The organism is Xanthomonas sp. NCPPB 2632 (genome assembly GCF_041228075.2).
Classification (GTDB): Bacteria; Pseudomonadota; Gammaproteobacteria; order Xanthomonadales; family Rhodanobacteraceae; genus Luteibacter.
The window spans coordinates 1444179-1459088 of record NZ_CM192979.1 but is presented as its reverse complement, the minus strand read 5'-3'; the positions used below and the strand labels follow the sequence as shown (position 1 = coordinate 1459088).

15 protein-coding genes are annotated in these 14910 nt (G+C 67.7%); 3 read left to right on the top strand and 12 right to left on the bottom strand.

From position 1 onward, the window contains the following. Positions 1 to 8: 8 nt before the first annotated feature. The 6 genes from folE2 to efp all read right to left on the bottom strand — a co-directional run bounded on the left by folE2 (position 9) and on the right by efp (position 5340). Positions 9 to 932 (bottom strand): GTP cyclohydrolase FolE2, encoded by a 924-nt coding sequence (gene folE2 / locus AB8808_RS06560; RefSeq protein ID WP_369927788.1) that lies wholly within the window; start codon positions 930 to 932, stop codon positions 9 to 11. 95 nt (positions 933 to 1027) lie between these two features. After that, on the bottom strand, positions 1028 to 1864 hold the full coding sequence (locus tag AB8808_RS06555) for a squalene/phytoene synthase family protein (RefSeq protein WP_369927786.1): 837 nt from the start codon (positions 1862 to 1864) through the stop codon (positions 1028 to 1030). Next, positions 1861 to 2541, bottom strand: a complete 681-nt coding sequence (locus AB8808_RS06550; protein ID WP_369927783.1) for an HAD family hydrolase — start codon at positions 2539 to 2541, stop codon at positions 1861 to 1863. Before AB8808_RS06550 ends, AB8808_RS06555 begins: the two co-directional genes overlap by 4 nt. After that, positions 2538 to 3251 carry a bifunctional 2-polyprenyl-6-hydroxyphenol methylase/3-demethylubiquinol 3-O-methyltransferase UbiG gene (gene ubiG, locus AB8808_RS06545; protein WP_369927781.1) on the bottom strand — a complete coding sequence of 238 codons (714 nt, stop codon included), beginning with the start codon at positions 3249 to 3251 and terminating at the stop codon, positions 2538 to 2540. The genes AB8808_RS06550 and ubiG overlap by 4 nt, the downstream gene beginning before the upstream one ends. Positions 3252 to 3318: 67 nt before the next feature. Beyond that, the gene (locus AB8808_RS06540; RefSeq protein WP_369927779.1) at positions 3319 to 4665 is read right to left on the bottom strand and encodes a TRZ/ATZ family hydrolase; all 1347 of its coding nucleotides are present in this window, start codon (positions 4663 to 4665) and stop codon (positions 3319 to 3321) included. A 96-nt stretch (positions 4666 to 4761) separates the two neighbouring features. Continuing rightward, on the bottom strand, positions 4762 to 5340 hold the full coding sequence (efp, locus tag AB8808_RS06535) for an elongation factor P (RefSeq protein WP_369927777.1): 579 nt from the start codon (positions 5338 to 5340) through the stop codon (positions 4762 to 4764). An 87-nt stretch (positions 5341 to 5427) separates the two neighbouring features. Between efp and epmB the strand changes: the two genes are divergently transcribed. Both epmB and AB8808_RS06525 read left to right on the top strand, forming a co-directional pair. Continuing rightward, a complete protein-coding gene (epmB, locus tag AB8808_RS06530; RefSeq protein WP_369927775.1) occupies positions 5428 to 6453 on the top strand; it encodes an EF-P beta-lysylation protein EpmB in 1026 nt (341 codons plus the stop codon). 98 nt (positions 6454 to 6551) lie between these two features. Then, positions 6552 to 8615, top strand: a complete 2064-nt coding sequence (locus AB8808_RS06525) for an EAL domain-containing response regulator (RefSeq protein WP_369927773.1) — start codon at positions 6552 to 6554, stop codon at positions 8613 to 8615. A 239-nt stretch (positions 8616 to 8854) separates the two neighbouring features. Here the strand turns inward: AB8808_RS06525 and rplS are convergent, their stop codons facing one another. The 5 genes from rplS to ffh all read right to left on the bottom strand — a co-directional run bounded on the left by rplS (position 8855) and on the right by ffh (position 12344). After that, on the bottom strand, positions 8855 to 9268 hold the full coding sequence (rplS, locus tag AB8808_RS06520) for a 50S ribosomal protein L19 (RefSeq protein ID WP_036142965.1): 414 nt from the start codon (positions 9266 to 9268) through the stop codon (positions 8855 to 8857). A 10-nt stretch (positions 9269 to 9278) separates the two neighbouring features. Continuing rightward, entirely contained in the window at positions 9279 to 10061 is a 783-nt protein-coding gene (gene trmD / locus AB8808_RS06515) for a tRNA (guanosine(37)-N1)-methyltransferase TrmD (protein ID WP_369927771.1), read from the bottom strand. A gap of 16 nt (positions 10062 to 10077) precedes the next feature. Then, positions 10078 to 10587 carry a ribosome maturation factor RimM gene (gene rimM / locus AB8808_RS06510; protein ID WP_369931334.1) on the bottom strand — a complete coding sequence of 170 codons (510 nt, stop codon included), beginning with the start codon at positions 10585 to 10587 and terminating at the stop codon, positions 10078 to 10080. A gap of 5 nt (positions 10588 to 10592) precedes the next feature. Beyond that, positions 10593 to 10844, bottom strand: a complete 252-nt coding sequence (gene rpsP / locus AB8808_RS06505) for a 30S ribosomal protein S16 (protein ID WP_029213716.1) — start codon at positions 10842 to 10844, stop codon at positions 10593 to 10595. Between the two features lie 108 nt (positions 10845 to 10952). Continuing rightward, complete coding sequence (gene ffh, locus AB8808_RS06500; RefSeq protein ID WP_369927768.1) at positions 10953 to 12344, bottom strand: signal recognition particle protein; 1392 nt, start codon at positions 12342 to 12344, stop codon at positions 10953 to 10955. Between the two features lie 129 nt (positions 12345 to 12473). On the opposite strand from ffh, the gene AB8808_RS06495 reads away from it, so the two are divergent. After that, positions 12474 to 13271, top strand: a complete 798-nt coding sequence (locus AB8808_RS06495; protein WP_369927765.1) for a cytochrome C assembly family protein — start codon at positions 12474 to 12476, stop codon at positions 13269 to 13271. Between the two features lie 165 nt (positions 13272 to 13436). Here AB8808_RS06495 and radA read toward each other — a convergent pair whose 3' ends face one another. Further along, positions 13437 to 14828 (bottom strand): DNA repair protein RadA, encoded by a 1392-nt coding sequence (radA, locus tag AB8808_RS06490; protein ID WP_369927763.1) that lies wholly within the window; start codon positions 14826 to 14828, stop codon positions 13437 to 13439. Positions 14829 to 14910: the final 82 nt, after the last annotated feature.

Sequence of the window (14910 nt, the reverse complement as noted above, 5' to 3'; positions counted from 1 at the left end):
AGGGCGCCTTACCGCGCCTTGCGGGCGAACGCGACGGCGTCGTGGGGGTGCAGGCTTTCGTGGTGGGCGACGCGGATGTGGAAGTCGGCCAGGTCGGGGGCGGCTTCCAGGGTCTTCTGGATGCGCCGGGCGGCGTCTTCGCAGAACATCAGGTTCTGTCCGTTGGCCAGAGCGAAGGCCTGTTCGTCGGCGCGCTTGACCGCCGTCTGCACGGGCGTGCCCAGGGCGTTCTCGACCTGGTCGATAAGGCCGATCAGGGGGAACACGCCCTCACCGACGGGGCACAGACGCAGGGTGGCGGTGCTGCGCTGCGCGTGCGGCGTGGCCAGCACGCCTTTCTCCGTACCCAGCCAGGCGAGCACGGTGTCGCGGTCCAGCGGCTGGCCGGCCGAGAACGTGCTGGCGAAGTTGTCCTGGATCAGCTGGCGGGACAGGGCCGCGGAGGCCGGGCATGTCGAGGAATACACCACGTCGGTGGTGATCTCCAGGCGGAACGTGCCCTCGCTCAGCGTGGCGTCGATGGTGACCGGATACGCGCGCCAGCCGCTGTTCTCGCTGCGCAGGGCCGGCCGCCGCACCAGGTGTTCGAAGCCGATGGTGATACGCGCATGGTCCGACAGACCCTCGTGCGAAGCCAGGAAAGCCTCCAGCAGCGTCCGGACACCGGCGATCGTCAGCGGGCCGGCGCCCAGCGCCTCGGAGACCAGCAGGTACAGCCGCGACATGTGGATGCCACGAGCCTCGGCCTTGACCAGGTTGACGAAGGCACCCACGCGGGCCCTCGTGGAGCGGACATCACCGTCGCCCGCATCGAAAGCCACCGGCATTTCCATGCCATCCATGCCCACCCATTCGAGCGTGCCGAGGGCGAGGGCATGGTCCTGCGACGCGACGTCGGGCAGCAGGCGGGTGGGAGACTCGTGGATGTACATCGTGGATATCCTGGGGGCCGGGGTGTCCGGCCTGACCGTGCCGAAATGGGGGCCCTGCGCTTGGGCTCAATGGTGAGTGCCGGGAAACGGTGTGTTCAGCCCAATCGACCGGCGCGACGTGCGGCCAGCCAGGCGCGGATCGCCGTGGCCGGGCCCGTGCGCGACTGCCGCCGATGCAACTCGGCGAACGGTTCGCGGGCCCGCGCGGCGCCACGCGCGGTGGCCAGCGCGGTGCGGCCCTCCAGACCACGGAACGTGCTCAGCGGGGCGTCGAGCGCCAGCGCGGCGCGCAGGCCGGTGGCCAGTTCCTGCAACTGGGCACGAATGGCGTCGCGGCGCGCTGGCGCATCCGTTTTCAACTGGCCGCGCGACAACCCGTGACGCGCCAGTCGCGACATGGGCAAGGGCAGCCGTTCGCGCTCGGCGTCCAGTTCCAGCCGCGACAGCGCGAAGACCAGGTGCGACAGGGTTGCCACGCGGGTCGCGGCCTCGGCGGACGCCTCGGGGCCGAACCACCATGCGGTTTCGAGCGCGGCCAGCGCGCCGTGCAGCCCGCGTGCCGCCGCGAACTGGGCCGCGAAGTCGGACGAGGTGCCCTGCTCCAGCTGCGCCATGGCGGCCAGCACCGGCGCCAGCCACAGCGCCGCCGGGACCCGGCGCGCCCGCTCGCTGGCGAACAGCTGTTTGGTCAGCGGATGCCGGCCGCCACTGGCCGCCGCGCCGGATAGTTCTTCCGCCCACCATTGCAGCTTGGCGGCGGCCACCTGCGGCTCACGGATACCGTAGGCCGAGGCGATCAGTTCCTGCTCGAAGGCGGCAAGCGCCACATGCTCGTCGCGCACGGCCGGATCGACGAAACCCAGCGCGATCCGCTGCTGCGGCTGCACCGCCAGCCACTTGTCGATGTAGCTCTGGGTTGCGCCGTCGCTCACGCCACCGCCTCCCCTACGCCCAGCAAGGCAGCGAGGTCGCTTACGCGATCGACGACCATGTCGGCCTCCCAGGTGTCCGGGTCGCCGCCGTCGAGGTAGCCCCAGCGCACGGCGACGGTGTAGCACCCCGCGGCGGCGCCGGCGGCGATATCGCGGCGATCGTCGCCGACGAACACGGCGCGGGACGGCGCGCAGCCGGCCAGGGCGCAGGCATGCACCACGGGCGCCGGATCGGGCTTCTTCACCGGCAACGTGTCGCCGGAGACCACGGCGGCGGGCTTCCAGTGCGGCACGGCCTGCGGCAGCAGCGCGTCGGTGAGGAAACCGGGCTTGTTGGTCACCACGCCCCAACGCATGCCGGCGGCCTCGATGCCGGCCAGCAGCGACTCGATGCCCTCGAAGGGCACCGTGTGGCGGGCCAGGCCGCTTTCGTAGATCTCCAGGTAACGAGGCACGAGCGCCAGGATCGCCTCCGCATCGAGTCCCGGCATGGCCGCCGCGATGATCGCGCGCGATCCGCGCGACACCACCGGCCGTACCGCGTCGTACGACGGGGGCATGACACCCTGTTCGGCGCAGAGATCGACCACGGCCGCATGCAGGTCGAGGGCGCTGTCCAGCAGCGTGCCGTCGAGGTCGAAGAAGACGCCTTCCGGCTTGAACGACAGCACGCTCACGCGACCTTCCGGGCCGCCAGCACGTAGTTCACCGACGTGTTGGACGACAGCGCGGCATTGCGCGTCAGCGGGTTGTAGGCGAGCCCGCGGAGGTCTTCGATCTCGAGATCGAAACGGCGCAGCATGCCGGCCACTTCCGAGGGCTTGAGGAACTGCGCGTAGTGGTGCGTGCCGCGCGGCAGCAGGCGCATGAGGTATTCCGCACCCACGATGGCCGCCCCGAACGCGAGTGGCGTGCGGTTGAGCGTGGAAAGGAACAGCTGGCCACCCGGCTTGAGCATGGCCGCCAGGTCGCGGATCAGCACCAGCGGATCGGGTACGTGCTCGATCATTTCCATGCAGCACACCACATCGAACGACGCGGGCTCGGCAGCGGCCAATGCGTCCGACGACTGCACGCGGTAATCCACCTGCAGGTTGGACTCGAACAGGTGCAGCTTCGCGATCTCGATCAGCTTGGCGCCGAGGTCGATCGCCGTCACCTGTGCGCCGGCACGGGCCAGTGCCTCGCTGAGCAGGCCGCCGCCGCAACCGACATCGACCACCCTGGCGCCACGCAGGCTGGCGCGCGCGCCCACGTAGGCGGCGCGCACGGGGTTCAGGTCGTGCAGCGGACGCGATTCACCGTCCGGGTCCCACCAGCGCGCGGCGAGCTTTTCGAAGCGGGCGATCTCGTCGGGGCTGACGTTCGATGGGTTCTGGGTTTGCATGGTTCAGGCCTCCGGGGCGCTGCGGGCGCGCCACGCTTGGGCGGCAGGAAAATGACGAGGGTTCGGATCACGCATGGGTGGCATCGTCGCCGGCCGCGATGCGCTGGCGCCAGCCGCGTGCCTTCTCGCGGATGCCGGCGACATCGACATCGACCAGCTCGCCGCCGGACAGCTTGCGCTGGCCGTCGATCCACACATCGCTGACCTGGTGCCGACCAGCGGCATACACCAGCTGCGACGCGACATGGTAAAGCGGCTGGGTTTCGAGCGCGTCCAGGCGTACGGCGGCGAAGTCGGCGCGCTTGCCCGGCTCGATGGAACCGACGCGATCGCCCAGGCCGATGGCCTTCGCGCCGTTGAGCGTGGCGGCGCGCAGCGCATAGGCCGCGTCGAACGCGGCGGCATCCTGCGCCACGGCCTTCGCCAACAGGGCGGCCGTGCGCATCTCGCTGAACATGTCCAGGTCGTTGTTGGAGGCGCAGCCGTCGGTGCCGATGCAGACGTTGACGCCCGCGGCGCGCAGCTTCTCGGCGGGACAGAAGCCGGAAGCCAGCTTGAGGTTGGATTCCGGGCAATGCGCCACCGACACGCCGGCGGCGGCACAGGCCGCGATCTCGCCATCGGTCAGCTGGGTCATGTGCACGGCGAGCAGGCGCTCGTTGACGATGCCGAGCTTCTGCAGGCGCGCGAACGGACGCATGCCGTCCTTCGCCACGGCCTCTTCCACTTCCTGCGCGGTCTCGTGGGTATGCAGGTGCACGGGAATGTCGAGCTGGTCGGAGAGCACGCGGATGCGCTCGAAGTTCTCATCGGAGACGGTATATGGGGCGTGCGGCACGAACGCCGTGGTCAGCAGCGGCTCGCCCTGGAGCGATTCGTGCACTTCCAGCGCGCGGCTGAAGTATTCGTCGGAGGTCTTCGCCCAGGGGGTGGGGAAGTCGATCACCGGCAGGCCGATGACGGCGCGAAAACCCATCTTGCGATAGGTGGCCGCGATGACATCGGGGAAGAAGTAGTTCTCGTTGGCGCAGGTGGTGCCGCCACGGATCATCTCCGCCACCGCCAGTTCCACACCGTCACGGATGAAGTCGTGGCCCATCACCCGGGCCTCGGCCGGCCAGATGTGCTCCTGCAGCCAGGTCATCAACGGCAGGTCGTCCGCCAGCCCCCGCAGCAGCGTCATGGGGTTGTGCGTATGGGCGTTGATCAACCCGGGGATCAGCGCGTGCTCGTCGAGGATCACGCGCTCCTTCGGCGCGTAGGCGGCGCGTGCCTGGTCCGCGGGCAGGATGGCGAGGATCTCGCCGCCGTGCACGGCCACCGCGTGGTCGTCCAGGACCACCGCGTGGGGCTCGACGGGTACGACCCAGCGCGCCTCGATCAGCAGGTCGATCTCAATGGGGCTGTTGCTCATGCGGGGGCCTCGATGGGGAAACGGGAGCCTTGAAACGAAAGCGGCACGGTGCCCAGGAGGCCACCGTGCCGATCGGCCGAACGGGGATGGACGGCCTTACTTGACGCGGCTGTCGTACTCGCCGGTGCGGGTATCGACCTTGATGAGTTCATCCTGGTTGACGAACAGCGGCACGCGCACCACGGCGCCGGTTTCCAGCGTGGCCGGCTTGCCGCCGCCGCCCGAGGTGTCGCCACGGACGCCGGGGTCGGTCTCGACGATCTTCAGTTCGACGAACTTCGGTGCCTGCACGGCGATGATGTTGCCGTTGAACAGGGTGATGACGCATTCCTCGTCACCCTTGAGCCACTTCCACGCGTCGCCCATGGCGGCAAGGCTGGCACGGTGCTGGTCGTAGGTCTCGCTCTGCATGAAGATCCACTCGCGGTCGTTGCCGGTGCCCTCGACGTACGAGAAGCTGGCGTCGGTATCGACGGCATCGGCTTCTTCGTACGAATCGCTGGACTTCAGCGTCTGCTCGGTGGTGCGGCCATCCTTGAGGTTGCGGATGCGGATACGGGTGAACGCCTGGCCCTTGCCCGGCTTGACGAAGTCCGCTTCGGTGATGATCCAGGGATCGCCGTTGTGGATGATCTTCTTGCCCGTTTTGACGTCGTTGAGGCCAAGCATGCCCATCTGTATCTGCTCCGGAGTGATATCCGCCCCACTGGGCGGTTAAAATGGGGTCTGTGATGGGCTGCAAGGCCCGACCCAAGGTCCGCAATGATAACCGCAAGCCCCATGTCACGCCTATCGCCGCCCGCCAGGGCCTGGCGCGAGCTATGGCGCGAAGCCATCACCGACGCGGGCGAACTCCTCGCCGCGGTGGGCCTCGCCGGCCGGCCGGACCTTCTACCGCCCGACGACGCGGGCTTTCCCCTGCGGGTGCCCCGCGGCTTCGTGGCCCGCATGCGACCCGGCGATCCGAACGATCCCCTGCTGCTGCAGGTGCTCCCCCGCCGCGCCGAGCACGACACCGCCGAGGGATTCACCGTCGACGCCGTGGGCGACATGGCGGCAAAGGCCGGGCATGGCCTCCTGCACAAGTACGACGGACGGGCGCTGCTGATCGCCAGCGGCAGCTGCGCGGTCAACTGCCGCTACTGCTTCCGCCGCCATTTCCCCTATGGCGAGGAAATCGCCGCCGCCGCGCAGTGGCGCGACGCCCTCGCCCACGTCCGGGCGGATACCTCCATCCGTGAAATCATCCTGTCCGGGGGCGATCCGCTGGCGCTGGCCACGCACAAGCTGGCGGAGCTGACCCGGGGCCTGGCCGACCTGCCCCACGTCATCCGGCTGCGCATCCACACCCGCCTGCCGGTGGTCCTGCCCGAGCGCGTGGATGCCGAGTTCACCGACTGGCTGGCCCACCTGCCCCTGCAGAAGGTGGTGGTGCTGCACGCCAACCACGCCAACGAGTTCGACGACACCGTGGATGCCGCCTGCGCACGCCTGCGCGACGCGGGGGCCACCCTGCTCAACCAGTCCGTGCTGCTGCACGGCGTGAACGACGACGCCGACGCGCTGGTCAGCCTGAGCGAGCGCTCATTCGCCGCCGGAGTGCTGCCCTATTACCTGCACCAGCTCGACAAGGTGGCCGGCGCCGCCCACTTCGAGGTTGACGACGCCCACGCCCTGCGCCTCATCGACAGCCTGCGCGGGCGGTTGCCGGGCTACCTCGTTCCCAAGCTGGTCCGCGAACTGCCCGGCGATCCCGCCAAGCGCCCTATTGCCGATTTCGCGCGCTAGTATGTCTCCTACCCGGCACTGAAAACGCCGGGCCGCGACAAGGGGGGAGCGGGCCGGGGCATGGGCTCGTCGGGTAGGCCAGCGGCAACCGGAACGGCATGAAACACGACAACGTCATCAGGGTTCTCTTCATCGAAGATTCGGTGGAAGACGCCGAGCTTTTGATCAACGTGCTGCGCAATGGCGGCGTGGCGGTCCGGCCGGCCCGGGCGACCGACGCCGAGAGTATCCAGGCGTCCCTCGATGAGCTTGTCCCCGACCTGGTGCTGATGAATCCCGACACCGCGGGCATCGAGCCGACGGCGGTCATGCGCCAGCTGGATGCCAGTGGCCGCGACCTCGCCCTGATCGCCATCGTGGACACCCTGCGCGACGACGCCGTGGCCGAGCTGATCGCCGCCGGCTGCCGCGGCGTAGCCCCCCGTGGGCGCCCGGACCAGATCCTGGCGATCACCGAGCGCGAGTTCGAATCCCTGTCCACGCGCCGCCAGGTGCGCCGACTGGAAACCTCGCTGCGCGAGACGGAGCGCCGTTGCGACTCGCTGCTGGATTCCTCGCGCGACGCCATCGCCTACGTGCACGAGGGCATGCACGTCCGCGTCAACCAGGCCTACCTGGAAGCTTTCGGCTTTGCCGAGTTCGACGACATCCTGGGCCTGCCCATCCTCGACCTGATCGCCGGCACCCATGCCGACGCCTTCAAGGCCACGCTGCGCAGCCTGTCCAAGGGTGACAAGTCGCCGCCCCCGGTCGAACTGCTGGCCCGTCGCGACGATGGCAGCACGTTCACTTCCCTGGTCGAGTTCGCCCACGCCACGTTCGAGGGCGAGACCTGCCTGCAGATCGTCTTCCGCCAGCAGGTGGTCGACGCCGCCCTGGTCGCGCAGCTGCAGCGCGACCCGGTCACCGGCCTGTTCAATCGTGCACGCACGCTTGAGCACGTCGACGAGGCCGTGGCCGCCGCCGCGACCGGTCGCGATGGCCAGGCCGTGCTGCTGATCGAGCCCGATAACTGGAAGGACATCGTCACCAGCGCCGGCATCGGCAATGCCGACCCCCTGCTGGCCGCGATCGCCGCGCGCATCGCCGAGTCCATCGACGAGGACGACGTGGCCGGCGTACTCGGCGACCACACGCTGGGACTGGTGCTGTCCCCGCGCGGCGACCTGGAACACGCCGCGCTGACCGAGCGGCTGCGCACCGCCATTTCCGAACACATCTTCGACGCCGGCTCGCGCTCGCTGACCGTCACGATCACCATCGGCGGCACCCTGCTGGCCGAGAAGAACGCCAACAGCGACACGGTGCTGCACCAGGCCAGCGCGGCGCTGCGCAACGCACAGAACCAGGGCGGCAACCGCGTCGAGTTGCACGACCCGAGCGCCCGCGAGAAAGCGGACGCGGAGCGCGAGCAATACTGGCTCGACCTCGTGCGCGACGCGTTGTCCAAGGATGGCCTGCGCCTCTACCACCAGCAGATCATCAGCCTGCAGGATGCCGCGGGCGAGTTCTACGAGATCCTGGTCCGCATGCGCGGGCCCAAGGGCGACGTGCTGCCGTCCTATTTCTTCGCGGTAGCCGAGCGCAACGGCCTGCTGCCGGCGATCGACCGCTGGGTGCTCGGCCACGCCATCGACGCGCTGATGCACCGCGAGAACGACGGCATGACCACCACGTATTTCGTGAAGATGACCCAGCAGTCGCTGGAAGACCGCGACCTGCTGCCCTGGCTGGTTCGTCGCCTCGAGGCCGCCCAACTGAGACGGAGCACCCTGGTCATCGAGATGCCGGAATCGAAGGTGCTGACCCGCCTGCGCCCCACGCAGGAATTCGTCTCGGGATGGCGCAAGGCCGGCGGCAAGTTCGGCATCGAGCAGTTCGGTTCAGGCCTCAATTCGTTCCAGATCCTCAGCCACATCGAAGCCGATTACCTGAAGATCGACCGCAACTTCATGACCGACCTTCCGCAGCATCCGGAAAACCAGAAGAAAATCGCCGAGATCTGCAAGGAAGGCCACGCCTCGGGCAAGCAGACGATTGCCGAGTGGGTGGAAGACGCCGTCAGCACGTCGCTGCTGTTCGCCTGCGGCGTCGACTTCGTGCAGGGCAACTTCCTGCAGGAACCGGCCAAGGTGCTGGCCGAGGAATATATGCCGGTGTAAATCACGGCACATGGCGACACGGCATGGGTAGGAGCGCACGATGTGCGCGCATGTTTTGTGGCCGTGACATGGAGCTGGCGCGCCAGCACGATGGTTTTCGCGAAAAGATGTCGCGCACAGCGTGCGCTCCTACACCAGACACGTAGGGCGCGGCCCAGGCACGCAGGGCACCGTGCCCCGGCCAAAGCAAAAAGCCCGCGATCGCTCGCGGGCTTTTCGTTGCGCCTTGCAGCAGCCGATTACTCGGCGGCGGCAGCGGCGGCGGACGCTGCGGCGGCCTTCTTGGCGACCTTGGCAGCGGCGGCGGCGGCGATGTCTTCCTTGATGCGGGCAGCCTTGCCTTCCAGACCACGCAGGTAGTACAGCTTGGCGCCGCGAACCTTGCCCTTACGCTTGACTTCAACCGAGTCGATGGCGCGGCTGTGCGACTGGAACACGCGCTCGACGCCGGTGCCGTGCGAAATCTTGCGCACGGTGAAAGCGGAGTGCAGGCCGCGGCTGCGCTTGGCGATGACGATACCTTCGAACGCCTGGACGCGCTCGCGGTTACCTTCCTTCACCTTGACGTTGACGATCACGGTGTCGCCAGGACCGAAATCCGGCAGCTGGCGGGTGATCTGCTCGGCTTCGAACTGTTGGAGGAGTTTGTTCATGGCACACCTGTCAATTTTTATTACGGCGGTCGTTTCCGGCCGCACCGTTTGGCCGTGCGTATTCACGGCGGAATTCATCCAGCAATGCCCTCGATTCATCATCGAGCGCACGCTGCGTTAGCAGATCCGGCCGGCGCAGCCAGGTACGACCCAGCGACTGTTTCCGACGCCAGCGGCGAATAGCCGCGTGATCGCCGGAAAGCAGCACCTCCGGCACGCCACCCCAGGCATCGTGATGCTCGGGACGGGTGTAATGCGGGCAATCCAGCAGACCATCCGAGAAGGAGTCCTGCTGGGCGGATTGCGCGTCGTTCAACGCGCCCTCCTGAAGACGACCCACCGCATCGATGACGACTGCTGCGGCAAGCTCCCCACCGGACAGCACATAATCGCCGATCGAGAGCTCCTCGTCGACCTCGTGCTCCAGCAGGCGTTCGTCCACGCCCTCGTAACGTCCGCAGACCAAGGCGATTCGCGGCAGGCTCGCCAGCGCTTCGGTCCTCTTCTGCGTCAGCCGCGCACCTTGCGGGCTGAGGTAAATCACATGCACCGGCTCCGGTGCGGCCTGGCGAACCGCGGCAAGCGCCGCCCGCAAGGGATCGATCAACATGACCATGCCCGGTCCACCGCCAAAAGGGCGACCGTCCACGGTGCGATGCCTGTCAGGAGCGAAATCGCGGGGGTTCCAGGTTTCCACCTGTAACAACTCGCGCTGTTGCGCCCTGCCGACCACCCCGACCGCCGCCGACTGGCGGATGAAGTCGGGAAACAACGAGACCACATCGATGCGCATGATCCGGTGTCGCTGCCTAGAACTCGGGGTCCCAGTCCACCACGATGCGCCCGGCGTCGAAATCGACCGAATGCACGTAGGGGCCCTGGACGAATGGAATCAACCGCTCCCTCTCACCGTCCTTCACCACCATGACATCGTTGGCACCGGTGGCGAAAAGATGGTTGACCCGACCCAGCACGACGTTTTCCGTGGTGACGACCTCGAGGCCTTCGAGATCGGTCCAGTAGAACTCGCCAGGAGCGGGAGGCGGCAGCGCATCGCGCGAGACCGTGATCTCACACCCGATGAGCGCTGTTGCCTGGTCGCGATCCTCGATACCCGGCAGGGTGGCCACGAGGCCTTTGCCCTGCGCACGTCCGCGGATGCCGTCGATCTCCTTTTCCACGCCCGGCGCGGTCAGCAGCCATGGCTGGTAACGGAAGATCTGGATGCGGGGATCGGTCCAGCTTTCGAGCTTGACCTGACCCTGCACGCCGTAGAGTCCGACAATGCGCCCGAGACGGACGCGCTTACCGGACTCCATCGACATCAGGCAGCCAGCTTGCCGGCTTCCTTCACGAGCGCACGGACCTTGTCGGTCAGCTGTGCGCCCTTGGCCACCCAGGCCTGGACCTTGGCGACGTCCAGCTCGAGGCGCTTGTCGGCGCCCGAAGCGACCGGGTTGTAATAGCCGACACGCTCGATGTTGCGACCGTCGCGCGGGCTGCGCTGGTCGGTCACGACGACGTGATAAAACGGACGGCCCTTGGCGCCACCGCGCGAAAGACGAATCTTAACCATATTACGAGCTCCAGAATGCCGTATGCCGGCAAGGCGCGCGCGAGAAGCGGGCGCGGTAAACCCGGCATTTTAGCGAAAGTTACGAAAAAGGGAAGGGCTTTAGTGCGATCAGCGCATCGGCGGCATGCCGCCGCCCATGCCACCCATACCGCCCATGCCCTTCATGGCGCCGCGCATCTGGCGCATGAGGCCCTTGCTGCCGCCCTTGGACAGCTTGGACATCATCTTCTCCATCTGCATGAACTGCTTCAGCAGACGGTTGACGTCGGCCGGCTGCGTGCCCGAGCCGCGCGCTACGCGTGCCTTGCGCGATCCGTTGAGCAGATCGGGGTGGCGGCGTTCTTTCCTGGTCATGGAGCCGATGATGGCCACCATGCGCTTGAGTTCGTTGTCGTTGACCTTGGACTTGACGCTGTCGGGCAGGTTGCCCATGCCAGGTAGCTTGTCCATCAGGCCGGCCAGGCCGCCCATGTTGGACATCTGCTCGAGCTGGTCGCGCATGTCGTTGAGATCGAAGCGCTTGCCCTTCATGACCTTTTCGGCCAGTTTCTGGGCTTTCTCCTGGTCGACCTTGCGCTCGACTTCCTCGACCAGCGACAGCACGTCGCCCATGCCGAGGATGCGCTGCGCCAGGCGGTCCGGATGGAACGGCTCGAGCGCGTCGGATTTTTCGCCGGCGCCCAGGAACTTGATCGGACGGCCGGTGATGTAGCGCACCGACAGCGCGGCACCGCCGCGGGCGTCGCCGTCCGTCTTGGTCAGCACCACGCCGGTGAGCGGAAGCGCATCCGCGAAGGCCTTGGCCACGTTGGCGGCATCCTGGCCGGTCATCGAGTCGACGACGAACAGGGTTTCGATGGGATCGAGGGCACTATGCAGCGCCTTGATCTCGTCCATCATGGCTTCGTCGATGTGCAGGCGGCCCGCGGTATCGACCAGCAGCACGTCCATGACCTCGCGGCGGGCGGCCGCCACGGCGGCACGGGCGATATCGACGGGGTTTTGCCCGGCTTCCGACGGGAAGAAGGTGACTTCGACCTGCTCGGCCAGCGTGCGCAGCTGCTCGATGGCGGCGGGACGGTAGACGTCGCAGCTGACCACCATGACGCGCTTTTTCTTGCGCTCGCGCAGGAACCGCGCCAACTTGCCGACGGTGGTGGTCTTGCCCGCGCCCTGCAGGCCGGCCATGAGCACGACCGCCGGCGGGGTGGCCGCCAGGTTCAGCTCGGTGTTGGCCTGGCCCATGACGGCCGTGAGCTCGTCGCTGACCACCTTGACCAGCGCCTGGCCCGGCGACAGGCTTTTGAGAACTTCCTGGCCGACCGCGCGCACCTTGACGCGTTCGATCAGCGCCTTGACCACCGGCAGCGCCACGTCGGCCTCGAGCAGCGCGATGCGCACCTCGCGCAACGTCTCGCGAATGTTTTCCTCGGTCAGCCGGCCGCGACCACGCAGGCGGTTGACGGTATCGGAGAGGCGATTGCTGAGCGATTCGAACATGGCGAGTCGTGCCGGAGATGCTGTAAACGACGGATTATAGCCCACTATGGGTACCGGACGCTCCGAACGCGCGCAAATGACAGCGTGTCGCATTCACGGCGCAAAGCGGCTATGCCACACTGCGTCGCCATGATCGTCACCACTTTCTCGCTGGTCGCCGTCGCCCTCTACCTGTTCGCCGCCGGTGCGCTCGCGCGGCCGCTGGTGACGGGCGGGCAGCCCCTTGCGCGCGTGGGAGCGTCGCTGGCCGGCGTGGCTGCCCTGGCCCATGGCGCGGTCCTGCTCAGCGCCCATCGCGGCACGCTGGACCTGCATTTCTTCGCCGCCCTGTCGCTGGTGGCCTGGATCGCCTCCGTGCTGACCTTGCTGGTCAACCTGTCACGGCCCGTCGCAGGGCTGGGCATCATCGTATTCCCGCTGGCGGCGATCTTCGTGGCCGTGGACGCGTTCCTCGCGCCGAAGACCGCGCCGGACAGCATGACCTGGCAGATCGAGCTGCACGTGACCATCGCCGTGCTGGCGTTCGGGCTGCTTTCGATCGCCGCCGCGCTGGCCATCCTGCTGGCGATCCAGGAACGGGCCCTGCGCCGGAGCCGGTTCGGGCACTGGCTGCGCGCCCTGCCCCCGCTCACCCTCACCGAGGTGCTGCTGTTCCGGTTGATCGCCGCGGGCTTCGTCCTGTTGACGCTCACCCTGGTGACCGGCGCGCTGTTTGTCGGCGACCTGTTCGGCCAGCACCTGGTCCACAAGACCGTGTTGTCGATCGTCGCCTGGGTGGTATTCGGCGTGCTGCTATGGGGACGCTGGCGGCACGGGTGGCGGGGTATCCGGGCCGTTTACCTGACGCTGGCAGGGATGGGAATCTTGCTGCTGGCGTTTTTTGGGACCAAGGCGGTGTTGGAGCTGGTGTTGCATCGGGTGGCTTGAGCGGGGCGAGGCTTTGTGGCTTGTTACCGCCCTGGCCAAGGTGCCGCGTCAACGCCTTGTTGGCTTGTTGCCGCTTTAGCGAAGGTGCCGCGTCAACGCCTTGTTGGCTTTTCGCGCACAGCGTGCGCTCCTACGCGTTCGTTGCGGTTGCGGCGGGCGTCGGGGCTAGTCGCGGCTGGCGTCCAGGGCCTGGGAGAGGCGCTCTACCGCGATGACCTCCATGTCGCCCACCCGGCCGCGCTTGGGGGCGTTGCCGGCGGGCACGACGGCGCGGCGGAAACCGTGGGTGGCGGCTTCCTTCAGGCGCTCCTCGCCATTGGGCACGGGGCGGATCTCGCCGGATAGCCCCACTTCGCCGAAGGCGATGGTCTTCTCGGGCAGCGGCCGATCACGCAGGCTGGACAGCACGGCCATGATCACTGGTACATCCGACGCCGTTTCCTGCACACGGATACCTCCGACCACGTTGACGAAGACGTCCTGGTCGTAGGCGGCCACGCCGCCGTGGCGATGCAGCACGGCCAGCAGCATCGCCAGTCGATTCTGCTCCAGACCCAGCACCACGCGACGCGGATTGCCCAGCGACGACTGGTCGACCAGGGCCTGCACCTCGACCAACAACGGGCGCGTGCCCTCGCGGGTGACCATGACCGCGCTACCCGGCGTGGGCCCGGCGTGGGAGGACAGGAAGATGGCCGACGGATTGGCGACCTCGCGCAGGCCTTTCTCGGACATGGCGAAAACGCCCAGTTCGTTGACCGCGCCGAAGCGATTCTTGAAGGCGCGCAGCACGCGGAAGCGGCTGCCGGACTCGCCCTCGAAATAGAGCACCGCGTCGACCATGTGCTCGAGCACGCGCGGGCCGGCGATACCGCCCTCCTTCGTCACGTGGCCGACGAGGAACACCGAGGTGCCGGTTTCCTTCGCGAAGCGGGTGAGCTTGGCCGCGGACTCGCGCACCTGGCTCACCGAACCCGGCGCCGCCGTAAGCATTTCCGTCCAGATGGTCTGGATCGAGTCGATGACCAGCACGCGCGGGCGCGCGGTGGCCACCTGCTCGAGAATCCGTTCGATGCAGGTCTCCGCCAGCGCGTGCAGCGGCGCCAGCGGAAGATCGAGACGCTGCGCGCGGCCGGCCACCTGGCTTAGCGATTCCTCGCCGGTGACGTAAAGGCTGGGCAGCACCGCGCCCAGGGTGCCGAGCATCTGCAGCAGCAGCGTGGACTTGCCGATACCCGGATCGCCACCGATCAGCACGACGGAGCCATCGACCAGGCCACCGCCGAGGACGCGGTCGAGTTCACCGATACCCGTGTGGGTGCGCGCCTCGGCGGTCAGCAGCACCTCGGCGAGCGCCGTGATGCGCGGCGCACCGGCCGCGTCGCCCGCGTAGCCGCCGCGGCGTGCGCCGGGCGACGATACGGCGGCGGGCTTGGCCGGCTGCACGACGAACTCCGTCAGCACGTTCCACTCGTTGCATTCGGCACACTGCCCTTGCCACTTGCTGTGCTCGGCGCCGCACTGGGTGCATACGTAGGCGGTCTTGGCCTTGGCCATGGTCGGGGGCATTCCGTAAAAGGTAGGGAGCTGTATCGCACAGACGCGTCGCAGGGATCGATACGCCGACGCGGGCGGCCCT

Bases quoted from the DNA above. Each gene is read 5' to 3' on its own strand.
- folE2 (WP_369927788.1), bottom strand. From the start codon at position 932: ATGTACATCCACGAGTCTCCCACCCGCCTGCTGCCCGACGTCGCGTCG.
- ubiG (WP_369927781.1), bottom strand. From the start codon at position 3,251: ATGCAAACCCAGAACCCATCGAACGTCAGCCCCGACGAGATCGCCCGC.
- AB8808_RS06540 (WP_369927779.1), bottom strand. From the start codon at position 4,665: ATGAGCAACAGCCCCATTGAGATCGACCTGCTGATCGAGGCGCGCTGG.
- efp (WP_369927777.1), bottom strand. From the start codon at position 5,340: ATGGGCATGCTTGGCCTCAACGACGTCAAAACGGGCAAGAAGATCATC.
- epmB (WP_369927775.1), top strand. From the start codon at position 5,428: ATGATAACCGCAAGCCCCATGTCACGCCTATCGCCGCCCGCCAGGGCC.
- AB8808_RS06525 (WP_369927773.1), top strand. From the start codon at position 6,552: ATGAAACACGACAACGTCATCAGGGTTCTCTTCATCGAAGATTCGGTG.
- rplS (WP_036142965.1), bottom strand. From the start codon at position 9,268: ATGAACAAACTCCTCCAACAGTTCGAAGCCGAGCAGATCACCCGCCAG.
- trmD (WP_369927771.1), bottom strand. From the start codon at position 10,061: ATGCGCATCGATGTGGTCTCGTTGTTTCCCGACTTCATCCGCCAGTCG.
- rimM (WP_369931334.1), bottom strand. From the start codon at position 10,587: ATGGAGTCCGGTAAGCGCGTCCGTCTCGGGCGCATTGTCGGACTCTAC.
- rpsP (WP_029213716.1), bottom strand. From the start codon at position 10,844: ATGGTTAAGATTCGTCTTTCGCGCGGTGGCGCCAAGGGCCGTCCGTTT.
- ffh (WP_369927768.1), bottom strand. From the start codon at position 12,344: ATGTTCGAATCGCTCAGCAATCGCCTCTCCGATACCGTCAACCGCCTG.
- AB8808_RS06495 (WP_369927765.1), top strand. From the start codon at position 12,474: ATGATCGTCACCACTTTCTCGCTGGTCGCCGTCGCCCTCTACCTGTTC.
- radA (WP_369927763.1), bottom strand. From the start codon at position 14,828: ATGGCCAAGGCCAAGACCGCCTACGTATGCACCCAGTGCGGCGCCGAG.